This window comes from Paenibacillus sp. FSL L8-0435 (assembly GCF_037965655.1).
In the GTDB taxonomy this organism is placed as follows: Bacteria; Bacillota; Bacilli; order Paenibacillales; family Paenibacillaceae; genus Paenibacillus.
On record NZ_CP150185.1, the window covers coordinates 6428712 to 6440150 of the forward strand.

At 44.2% G+C, this 11439-nt stretch carries 12 protein-coding genes; 4 read left to right on the forward strand and 8 right to left on the reverse strand.

Annotated features, from left to right (window positions below):
• Positions 1 to 166 precede the first annotated feature (166 nt).
• Positions 167 to 1267 carry a redox-regulated ATPase YchF gene (gene ychF, locus NST33_RS28485; RefSeq protein ID WP_017691917.1) on the reverse strand — a complete coding sequence of 367 codons (1101 nt, stop codon included), beginning with the start codon at positions 1265 to 1267 and terminating at the stop codon, positions 167 to 169.
• Between the two features lie 192 nt (positions 1268 to 1459).
• Complete coding sequence (locus tag NST33_RS28490) at positions 1460 to 1774, reverse strand: GNAT family N-acetyltransferase (protein WP_339305904.1); 315 nt, start codon at positions 1772 to 1774, stop codon at positions 1460 to 1462.
• A 369-nt stretch (positions 1775 to 2143) separates the two neighbouring features.
• On the opposite strand from NST33_RS28490, the gene NST33_RS28495 reads away from it, so the two are divergent.
• The gene (locus NST33_RS28495; protein WP_221821832.1) at positions 2144 to 2578 is read left to right on the forward strand and encodes a hypothetical protein; all 435 of its coding nucleotides are present in this window, start codon (positions 2144 to 2146) and stop codon (positions 2576 to 2578) included.
• Between the two features lie 82 nt (positions 2579 to 2660).
• Here the strand turns inward: NST33_RS28495 and NST33_RS28500 are convergent, their stop codons facing one another.
• The 3 genes from NST33_RS28500 to NST33_RS28510 form a co-directional block, all read right to left on the reverse strand.
• A complete protein-coding gene (locus NST33_RS28500) occupies positions 2661 to 2831 on the reverse strand; it encodes an aspartyl-phosphate phosphatase Spo0E family protein (protein WP_221821834.1) in 171 nt (56 codons plus the stop codon).
• Between the two features lie 291 nt (positions 2832 to 3122).
• Positions 3123 to 4499: a transcriptional regulator gene (locus NST33_RS28505; RefSeq protein ID WP_339305906.1), complete on the reverse strand. Its 1377-nt coding sequence runs from the start codon at positions 4497 to 4499 to the stop codon at positions 3123 to 3125.
• Positions 4500 to 4640: 141 nt separating this feature from the next.
• The gene (locus tag NST33_RS28510; protein ID WP_221821836.1) at positions 4641 to 4997 is read right to left on the reverse strand and encodes a hypothetical protein; all 357 of its coding nucleotides are present in this window, start codon (positions 4995 to 4997) and stop codon (positions 4641 to 4643) included.
• A 243-nt stretch (positions 4998 to 5240) separates the two neighbouring features.
• Between NST33_RS28510 and NST33_RS28515 the strand changes: the two genes are divergently transcribed.
• From NST33_RS28515 to NST33_RS28525, 3 genes are all read left to right on the forward strand, one after another.
• Positions 5241 to 5477 carry a helix-turn-helix transcriptional regulator gene (locus tag NST33_RS28515; protein WP_127549025.1) on the forward strand — a complete coding sequence of 79 codons (237 nt, stop codon included), beginning with the start codon at positions 5241 to 5243 and terminating at the stop codon, positions 5475 to 5477.
• Positions 5478 to 6167: 690 nt separating this feature from the next.
• The gene (locus tag NST33_RS28520) at positions 6168 to 6359 is read left to right on the forward strand and encodes a hypothetical protein (protein ID WP_221821838.1); all 192 of its coding nucleotides are present in this window, start codon (positions 6168 to 6170) and stop codon (positions 6357 to 6359) included.
• A gap of 6 nt (positions 6360 to 6365) precedes the next feature.
• Entirely contained in the window at positions 6366 to 6992 is a 627-nt protein-coding gene (locus NST33_RS28525; RefSeq protein WP_221821840.1) for a hypothetical protein, read from the forward strand.
• A 418-nt stretch (positions 6993 to 7410) separates the two neighbouring features.
• Here NST33_RS28525 and fni read toward each other — a convergent pair whose 3' ends face one another.
• From fni to NST33_RS28540, 3 genes are all read right to left on the reverse strand, one after another.
• Positions 7411 to 8478, reverse strand: coding sequence for a type 2 isopentenyl-diphosphate Delta-isomerase (fni, locus tag NST33_RS28530; RefSeq protein ID WP_221821842.1), 1068 nt, complete (start codon positions 8476 to 8478; stop codon positions 7411 to 7413).
• Positions 8479 to 8812: 334 nt separating this feature from the next.
• Positions 8813 to 10279, reverse strand: a complete 1467-nt coding sequence (gene crtI, locus NST33_RS28535) for a phytoene desaturase family protein (protein ID WP_339305908.1) — start codon at positions 10277 to 10279, stop codon at positions 8813 to 8815.
• Between the two features lie 11 nt (positions 10280 to 10290).
• Entirely contained in the window at positions 10291 to 11439 is a 1149-nt protein-coding gene (locus tag NST33_RS28540) for a glycosyltransferase family 2 protein (protein WP_339305910.1), read from the reverse strand.

Below are 11439 nucleotides of genomic sequence, written 5' to 3' on the forward strand. Positions count from 1 at the left end.
GCAAGGCGATCAACCTAATCCGAGGTTTTTTCTTGTTCCGCGCTACTTTCCACGCGCTGCATAAGGCTATTAACCCCACTGCAAAACTCTAAGTCAAAAACCCCACGAACTTCACGAGAAGGTCGCAGGGTCATGTTATTGAATCTACATATAAAGGTGTAACAACTTATACGTTGAAACGGAAGTGCATAACGTCGCCGTCATTTACAACGTACTCTTTACCTTCAAGACGAAGTTGTCCGCGCTCTTTGGCACCGTTCATGGAACCCGCTGCTACCAGATCATCGTAGGAAACCACTTCTGCCCGGATGAATCCACGTTCGAAGTCGGTGTGAATGACACCCGCTGCGCCAGGTGCTTTGGTACCTTTACGGATTGTCCAAGCACGAACTTCCTGTACACCTGCTGTGAAGTATGTGTACAGACCGAGCAATTTGTAAGCCGCTTTGATCAACAGGTTCAGACCGGAATCCTCGATACCGAGTTCTTCCAGGAACATTTGTTTATCTTCGCCTTCCAGCTCGGAGATCTCTTCTTCAACCTTTGCACTGATTGGCACCACTTCTGCATTCTCAGCAGCTGCGAATTCTCTTACTTTTTGCACGTAAGCATTGTTCGCCACATCGCCGATTTCGTCCTCAGCTACATTGGCTGCGTACAGAACAGGCTTCAGGGTAAGCAAGTGCAGATCGCGCACGATCAGAAGCTCATCATCCGTAAGTTCCATGCTGCGTGCCGGCTTGTCATCGTACAGAACAGCCTTCACTCTCTCCAACACTTCTACTTCTTGAGAGGCAGTCTTGTTGCCGCCCTTCATGTTTTTCTTGGAGCGATCGATTTTCTTCTCAACACTTTCGATATCGGCCAGGATCAGCTCCAGATTGATCGTCTGGATGTCGCTCACCGGGTCAATTTTACCATCGACGTGTGTGATGTTCTCATCTACAAAGCAACGTACCACGTGTACAATTGCATCTACTTCACGAATGTGGGCAAGGAACTTGTTACCAAGACCTTCGCCTTTGCTCGCACCGCGAACAAGACCAGCGATATCTACAAACTCAAACGCCGTTGGTACTGTTTTCTTAGGTACAACGAGTTCTGTCAGTTTGTCCAAACGCTCATCGGGTACTTCAACGATCCCCACGTTAGGGTCAATTGTACAGAACGGATAGTTTGCCGATTCGGCACCTGCTTGTGTAATTGCGTTAAACAATGTAGATTTACCAACGTTAGGCAGACCCACGATTCCAGCTTTCAAAGCCATGTATATGACAACTCCTCATTGATTACTTGTTCGGTATGGATAATCCTATACATTATATATGACAAACCTCAAGGCATCAAGGAACTTCGCCAATTCGACCAGAGTCCCATCCGCTTCCCGAAATCCCCGGTTCCTGCGGATAATTCGTTTGGCGCAGATCTTAAGTTTGGCCTAGATTATCTGCTATTAGGTTTACCCTTTAATTTCCTTGTACATCGTTAGATCCGTTACCTCATATCCCATCTTCCGATACAGGCTGCTCGCCCGCACATTATGTCCAAACACATGCAAACCAATGCGATCCACGCCAAGACTCAAGGCCGTCTGTTCAAGCGCCTGCATTGTCTCTGTTCCGTATCCCTTACCACGGTGTGCTTCTTCAACCACAATATCCAGCAAAAAAGCATCTTTCCCGCGACGATTATCCGTGATATTAAACCAGATATACCCCACATTTCCGTCCACAGGGTGCACCAGATTGTAGAGATACGCTCCAGGTGTGTTCAAGCCTTCTGGCAGATAACGTTCATAAGATTCCTCGGCCAGTTGCTGCGCCTCTTCCTCCGCCCAGGTACCTGCTTCTACTTTTCTTCTGCAAAATCCTTAATCGATCGAATGCGAAAACTCGCATAATCTTCCTGATTCATTGGAGAAAGTTTCAACTTTTTCCCCTCCTTATTTCGAGTGATCTTCATTATGTATGATCTCTGTGCAATCCTTCTTGCACTACTAGTATCTTATTGTATCCTTTTCTCCCGCTTAGCGCATGAAGTAATTCTGACGATTCGAGCTTCAATTTCATATTTATCCATTTTATTTATAACTTTTGATCTCTTCCCATCGTTTATACCTCATGAAGGAAGGGAGTGGATCATATTGAACACACGTAGTCGATTTTCCAAAAAGAAAATTATTATCTTGTCCGCTATCGTCCTCGTGATCGGCATCGTCGCTTTTAGAAGCTTTCTGAATGTAATCGATCCCTTTCGTCACTTAAGGATCACGATCCACAATCAGTCCGACTATGACATCACCAATATTCAGGCTAGCCTGGTCCAAGGCGACAACTCGTTAAACAACAATGAGAGTGGCTCCACCTACGTATTCGATAAGGATATTCCCAGCGGAGCAAACATGAAATTCACCCCGCAGCTGAAACGTTCTGGGGAGGGCGCCGTCTCCTTGGCGTTTACGGACAGCCGCGGAAAAACCTTTAACAAAACGGTTTGTGGTTATACGGAATACTTGTCCGGCAATTCATACGTCACTGTTACCAATGAGAATGTAACTGTGAGGGAAGAATGTATGTAATAACGATACTTCGCTCTGTGGACTTATGTTAAAATATAGGGGCGAGCGACCCGCCAAAGTTTCTCGCCCAAAGTCGATTGAATTATTCAATCGGCTTTTTTATTTTAACCTGATTGTATTGATTAATTAGATCATCCAGGACCATAGATTGCTGTATAACATGAGGATGAAGCAGATCTCCATAGTCCACCTTGAGTTGATAGAGCTTTTGTCTCGCTGCTTCGATCTGCGACTTGAGCTCACCACAATCCATATTCACCCCTCCCTGTTGTAACATTCTAGTCTATTCTGCTAATTAGTAGGAAATCAGGCGAACTCCAACACGAAAAAGCTCCCTTCAAAGTAGACAATTCACCATTCTACTTGAGGGAGCAGCTCATATTAATTTCAGAAACGCTGGTTAACTTCCCATGCCATGGCCATTAGTCGTCATGATTACTGGACGGTCTTTTTCAACGGGGATTGGTTGAGTTATAGGAACAACTACGCCTACTGCGATACTGCATGTAACTATCAATACTGCCAATTTCATCTTCATTCGTCATCAAACCTCCCGAATCATTCTTTTATATCGTAGTTTAGCTTCTTCAACTGCAAAACACCGAAATTCTTCAAATATTTTTATACACTCTAGAACACTATCTTTATTCTTAATTTTAATTACAAAATCCAAACCGTTAAGAATCAACTCAAATCCTCTGTTATAATCTTGATGTTTTAAATAGTATGTACCTAGGCCCACAAGCAAAGTACCATATTGATCATTCGTAAATTGCTCGCTGATTTTTCCAATACGACTGCTCTGTTCTTGGTAGATAAAATAAGAGTCATACGCTTCAAGAACTGAGTCAATGTTGATATCAAACCGATTTGCCGCATTCACAATTGCACATAAAGCAGGGAAGATTTCGTTCTCTCTCTCCGAGATGTAGTTCATATAACTTGGGATAACCTCTGTTTTACCTGACATTAATTCATATAGATAACAGTTGCCTTCTGCCCATTCCTCGAACTGACGAATAACAACGGTTTCCTCGTCACTCGGATTATTTACCCAGCTATAATCGGTGTACATAGATACATATTGAAGTGCCTTTTCATATTCTTCATAGTAGAAACAAGCTTCTCCAAGCGCTAAATATGCGTACAAAACGTAAAAAACAATCTGCTTTTTGGGTTTAGCCTCGGGCTCTTCAGATGTTACCCCTAATTCATAATGGATCATTGCTTTTAGTTTTAACTTGTCAGCAAGATTCTTCACCTTATCCCATCGGCGTAACGAAGCATACACATTAATCAAATCGTTCAATCCATCCAGCTGGTAGTGTTCATCAAGCCGATCTACAAAAAACTCAAACTGCGTTGCAAGTGTAAGATTGCTCAACTGATCCTTGGAAAGCCCGATTGTGAACAAACGATACTGACTTAGAGCCAACCGTTCAGAATGTTGCATTTTCTCACCCTCGGCTACACAAAGGTACAAGGGCTTGGCCGCTTCCAACTTCCCTTCACGATATAACTGTTCAGCCAACTCGAACAAAAGCGGCGCATAGGAAAGATTATCCATAATTAGATTAACGGCTTCTTCCATATAATCGACCTTACCGAGTTCGGCACAACGGTATAAAAAAGGCCCAAGTCTTCGCCAATCCGGGCTTGTATGTACAAAACACTCATTTATGTATAATTCATAGAAGTAACCCTCTGTTAAACCCATCCCGGCAGTTAGTCGATCCAACTGCTGCATGCCTATGGGACGCAGCCCGTTCAGCGTACCACTCAACGTCCCTGAGTTAATTCCCGATATCTCAGAGAATTGATTGAGTGTCATATGGTTCGTTTTTAAGTAGTCTGCTAAATGATCACGTATTGTGGCTACTGAGTTCAAAGGTACACCACCTTTCCAAGCAAAATTAAGCAATGGTCAATAAAATCATACTATACACCTCAGTTAATTAGCAATATTTTACTTGTAAATAATTTACTATTATTATAATAAGATTTATCTGCTTTTCTTAAAATGTTGTAGAGAATAGCCTGGAAGAGGGCTAGAAAGCCTTTGTCATAGAATGCGATCAAGCATCAAATTCATATCCACTCGGTCGGGAGTCCACAATAAGACATCCGTGAGAAATGTCAACGCATCCATACCACTCAATCTGTCCACGATTGACTCTAGCATCTCTCTTGCATTTCCTGTGATATGCTCAGCCAGGACTAACCCTCCAGTATCTCCATCAATATATAAATGATCTATATGTGTAACTCTCTGTACATGCCGAAGCCATAACGTACCTTCATCTACATAAATGATATAGCGCTCATTCATGACATAACCTTGATAAATATACATTTCTCGATCTTGGTCAAAGGTGTCGAGGATTAACAAAGCACGTTCAAAATGGTTTGAGATTTTCATGACACTATTGCCCTCCCTTAAAAAGAATGAGACTCATTATTCATAATCATTATGAAGAAATAACCATTAGGTAAATTTAAAACATTATTGAATTTGATTTAAAACGACGAAAAATTTAACGTCAATAGTTTAACGTCTATTGATAATACACCCAAACTTTATAACGTTTAACGATAAACGTCAAGTGATTATTTCAAAACATTTAACGTTAGGTTATCATTGAAGTAAAAGGTGGAATTGGCTATGTCTATTAAAATAAGATTGGGCGATACTTTAGATGCAGCCAGCGTCACTAAAAATGCACTGGCCAGGGAAGCAAAAGTAAGACCAAACCTTATATATGATTTGTGCGAAGGAAAAACGAAAAGGCTTGATTTAGATACGTTGAATAATATCGTGAACACTCTACGGGCAATGACAGGAAATGATTACACTCTTACAGATGTTTTGGAGTACATACCGGATGATGACAAGGGGTAAAAAAACAAACCAGGTTAAACATTGTTGATGAAACAAAATTTCACATCTAAAGAAAAACACAAAAAATCCGTCGATTTTTGGACGGATTTTTTGTGTTTTTACTGAGTCCTACTAATGTGAAACCGTATTGGCCATGCTTAATTCATTTTGGCACTACAGAGTCCGACGAGCGAATGTGTAAGGTGGCCGAAACACTACCTCAAGCTTATCTTTCTGTTCATCAAAAAAACAGGTATAGATATAACTGCTCACCGTCATTCGGCTTGTTTCATAGCTGATGTTAATTTTTCCAGTTCATTATGTTTCTACATAGCAGTTTTCGACTGTCCATCATTGATCTATTTCTTATTTAAATAAATGGAAAATTCACCCTGTTAGAGTCTGCTAAGAACTTAAATTCAACTTATAGAGTTAACGTTATTAAGTGACCTACTTTTGTTAAAACGAAAAAATTCACTTCCTCAATTTTTCGTGATAACTGTTACAATTAGGTGAAAATACTTAATTACATAATTCAAACGTCCTGATTTGGCTTAAAAATACATTTAAGATCGTATTTATGCTATAGTTACATTGTAAGCGTTTTAAAAAAGATTTAGAGGGGAGGATTTCGTTCTTCATTTAAAGTAAAAGAAGTATGGGGATACATATAACAACTTAGAAAACACTAAAATTGAGGAGTAGATTCCCATGAAAAACTATCATCGAATTATAATTTGGGTAGATATAATATTAATGTTTATTTGCGGTTATTTTTATACTTTTTTTGGGATCAAAGAAGATAAGAAAGAATACTTCTTTTTAGCAGGTATGTTTGTATTTATCTTGATACTTGATGTTATTAGAAGGTTAAAGAAAATAAAAGAACATAAAGAAGGATGATATAAATTGTCTATTAAACAAAAAGCAACTAAACTCCTCTCTACTGTAATGGCAGCAACATTAATTGCAACATTTTATCCATCAACAATTCATGCACAAGAAAATAATCCATATGAGGTTATAATTAATGATAATAAACAAGTTGTAATAAATCATGATACAAATCAGAGTGTATCACTCGAATTCACAAATGACGAAAAAACAGAAGGCATCTGGACAGGTGCTAACGGTGTAACGCAACAATATAAAAAAGATGCTAACGGAAGCATTTATTTAGATGGTGTAATGGTTGTTGAGGCTGTTAGAGAATACAGAAAGACAAATTCCTTGAATTCAGCCGCAGCAACAAGTTGGACATATGTTACAACATTTAAAACAAAACAAAGTATTATAAACAACGCCGGAGATGCTGCTCTGTTAATCATAGGACTTGTGCCAGGTATGGGAACAGTAGCTGTAGTAATAGGGGCTATCAATCTTGCTAAAAGAGCTGGAGCAAGTGAAGTTTATATAAAAATTGATCAATATATTAGCCATGATTATAGAAATGTTAAAAATGTTACTTACTATTACTCTGATGCTAATTACTCTAAACTCATCACTAGCCATGAGGCTATAAAAAGTACTTTTTAAAAATAATTAGTTATATAGTAAGACAGACTATCACGTTATGTTAGAAAAGGGAGAACGAAATTTTCGTTCTCCCTTTTCGTAGTTTCACAAAAATCCTTTGCATAATTTATCCTTAGACAGCTATAAAGATAGCAACAAAATAAGGGTAATTAAGTTTAAAATATTTGGGAAGCAGTCGAGAAATGAACCCACGTACTTCAGGCCCCGAACTTTTGGCGAGCGCGGCAGCTAAAACAATGTAATAAAGATACAAATACGGGACACCATTAAGCAACTTAATCTTTAAATATTAATTCATCTAACTATCCGAGAGAATAATCATTGCCAAAAGATCAAAAAAAGGGGGCCGACAAAATTTTACAAGTCCCCCAGGGAAATCATGTGAGCTTGGGGTTCGCACCATCATGTCAACCCCGGCCTAACGCCGTTCCACCAGACGTGACGTCTGCTTCAAATCTTCAATCCGCCCTGCACCAATGCCGAACATGACGGTACGCAACTCGAATTCGACCTGTTCCAACCGCTCATTTAGCGCATCATCCGAAGCGACTGCGGATTCGAGCAGAGATCGGCCAAAACCAGCCAGGTCCGCACCGAGCGCGAGGGCTTTGGCCGCATCCACGCCAGTGTACAGTCCACCGCTGCCGATCAGGGCACCAGTAGGGTTCAGCGCTCGCACTTCCTGAATACACTCTGCTGTGGGAATGCCCCAGTCAGCAAAAGCTTCAGCAGCTGCCCGGCGTACCGGGTTATTGTTGCGGTATTTCTCCACCTGTACCCAGCTTGTACCACCTGCCCCGGCCACATCGATAAACGCGACACCCGCTTCATATAAGCGTTGAGCCGTCACACCATCGATGCCAAAACCTACCTCTTTCACGCCAACAGGTACGTCTAGTTCACGACACAAGTTCTCAATTCGCTGAAATAATCCGCTAAAGTTGGTGTTACCTTCCGGCTGAAAAACCTCCTGCAACGTGTTCAGATGAAGCACGAGCATGTCCGCACCCGCAATATCCACGGCGCGCTGAAAATCAGCTGTGCTGAAACCATAGTTCAGCTGCACCGCGCCCAGGTTGGCAATGACCGGGATGTCCGGTGCCCAGCGCCGCACATCGAAGGTACTCGCGAGTTCCGGCTGTTCTACGGCAGCCCGGATCGAACCTACGCCGAGCGCCCAGCCTCTGGCGTTCGCTACTCGGGCGAGGCGCTCATTGATGGCGCCCGTTGTTTTGCTTCCACCCGTCATCGAACTGATGAGCAAGGGTGTGCGTACTTTTTTGCCAATAAACGAAGTCTCCAGATGCACCTCTTCAAAATCCAGTTCCGGCAGTGGGTGATGGCGAAACGCAAACCGCTCCATACCGCTGGTTACCCCTTCTCCTGCCACATTCTCCTCAAGACAGAGGCGCACGTGCTCTAGCTTCCGTTCTCCCGTAGCCACTTCGGGAAGCAGCCGTTCGCCGGCTCGCTCTTGTTCATTCATGATGAGACCTCCTATGTGAGAATCGTGCGGATCGACAGGATAACCTGCCAGTTCCTTACTTCTATGTATATACGTCTTTTGCAAAAGACAAAAACATTAATCCTATTAGCATTGCAGCTCAGCAGTTTAACTCTATCCAGTATAACGTTCCAAACCGGCTATTGAAAGGATGCCCCGACACCAAATGTCTCACTTAAATCCCGGAGCACCACTATCTCATACCTACTCAACAGCACGGATCATCTGTCGCATCTTCGAAGCTGGTTAGCAGAGACGATACACACGCACATGGATCAACAAAACACATTTTCACTCCATCATCTGCACAACAAACTTATCTCAAGATTTCCGATGCCAATTGCTCCCCAACAAGCTGTCCGGACAACGTCACTATCGGGGTTCCTCCGCCTGGATGTGTCGTTCCGCCGACGTACCAGAGTCCTTGTACATCTTTGCTTCGGTTGCCTGGTCGCATAAAGGTCTGCTTCACCGAGTTGGACGAGATGCCGTAGATCGACCCTTTATGCGCCAAGGTATCCCGTTCGATATCTCGCGGTGTGTACCGGATCAGCACATCGGATTGGTTCAAACCGGTAATTCCCCGCGTCGCTAACTGTTCAAGCACAAACTCCCCATAACATTCCGTCTGCTGCTCCCAATTCCACGAATCCGACAAGTAGGGGGCATTGACCAGAATGAACAGATTGCTGGCTCCCGCCGGGGCCATGCCTGCTTCCGAATAACCGGAGTAACAGATGTAGATCGTGGGATCGGCGGGCATTTTACGGTCACGGAAAATATGGTCAAACTCCGGTTCATACCGTTCCGGGAAGAAAACCGTATGGTGCAGCAATGCATCATATTGTCTTCGCACACCCGCTAGCGTCACAAATCCTGAAATGGACGGCTCATACTTCTGTATGCGCGCATCGCTCATCTCTTTCCGATGTTCCGGTGTGAGCAGCAGTCGATTCACGCTAAGCACATCTCCATTGGCGACCACCTGATCGGCTTCGCGGAAGCCTTGATCCGTATCCACACCTGCCACTTTGCCATTCCGAACAACAATCTGCCGGACCTCTGTACCGGTAATGATCTGCACACCTTTTTCCTGTGCCAGACGAGTCATTCCTTCGATCAGTTGATAGGTTCCTCCTTTGACTCCGTAGATGCCGACTTCTGCTTCCACATGACCCATCATGGCAAAGATCGAAGGCGACTGATACGGCGATGATCCTACATAGGTCGCGTACCGTCCGAACATAGCCAGCGTATGCGGATGCTTGAAATAGGAACGCAGCAGCTTATCCAGCTTCACCGTTGGCCGCACGCGGAGCAGGCTGCGCAGCATTTGAAGATTGTATTTGTCAGAAGGAGACAGCAACAACTTACCCAGAAAATGACGATTGGCTTCCGCATACAGTGCAGCAGACTCATCCATAAATGCATCATAACGAGACGCATCCTCCGGACTGTACGCCGCGATCTGCTCCTTCATCCACCCGCGATTGCCTGACAAATCCACCACTGTTCCATCTGCGAATACATTACGCGTGCGTGGTTCTAACTCATATAACTGTACGTAATCTTCCATCGTTACTCCCGCATGATCGAAGACTGAACGAAAAGTGGATGGCATCGTGATCGTGCTCGGTCCCCGGTCAAAATGATACCCGTCCCGCTCAATCTGCTGCAGCTTGCCACCTACATGTTGCTGCCGTTCCAGAATGGTCACCTGCACACCTTGTGAAGCCAGTCTTATTGCACACGACAGACCTCCAAATCCTGCACCGATTATCATGACGTTACCTCTCAACTGTACCGCCTACCTTTCCATACATACCCCTTGCCTGAGCGGCCTGCCTGCCAGGAAGCAAGTCCGATGGCAATGACACAGGCCATGCTGACCGGTTGCAGAAGGGCAAGCCACCAGGGCTGTCCGCCAGCATGATCCGCTACTCTTTTCACAGCCATACCTAATAAAGTTCCTATCAATCCATACAGAACGGACACCGAACTACCCGTCATGAGTCCAATAATCAATCCTAGTGGAGGCACAATATACATCAGTGTATACATCAACATCGTGCCCAGCAGCAGTACGTCTTTGCGTCCCATACCTTCGTACATGTTTTTCTTATACCCGTTCCATACTTCTGCCCCGTTCTGATACATGCGGGTATTTGTTACGTCATGCACGTCTGTCAACATCACCGGATGACCTGCACGCTTGACAGCTTTGGCAAGACTCATGTCATCCACCAGATGTGCCTGAATGGCAGCATGACCGCCGGATGCTTCGTAACTGGAGCGATGAATCAGCAAAAAAGCCCCCGTAGCGGCCACAAACATCGGACTGGATGATCTGCGTATCATGAAAATGGGCAGATGACTGATGATGGTGAAGACCATCATGGGCACAACAAGCTTTTCCATCCATGTCTTTGTTACCTGATAAGGAAAACCGGTTATAAGCCCCCCACTCTGCTCACACCCTGCCGCAAGAGTCTGCCGAATCGCACTTGGCTCCAGACGCACATCCGCATCCACGAACATATACCATTCTCCCTTGGCCTCCTGAACCAGCCTGTGACACGCATGGGATTTCCCCATCCAGCCCTCGGGAAGATCGACACCATGCAGCAGACGCACACGTGCATCCCGATCCGCAATCGCTTGTACCATGGCCGCTGTCTCATCGTCGGAGCGATCATCCAGCACCAACACTTCCATCCGGAATCCCGACGTATCGCTCGCGAGCACACTTTCCAGACATCCTTCGATATGTAGTCTTTCATTTCTGGCTGGAATCAGCACCGAGACCAGCAGGTCTGGTGGTTGTATTCGGTCTGCTCGGAATAAACGTACCTTGGGCAGACAGGAGACGTTCCATAGAGCGAACAGCAACTGTATGCCCAATATGCAGGTAAGCACAATCCAGAAGATTTCAGATGCATTCAT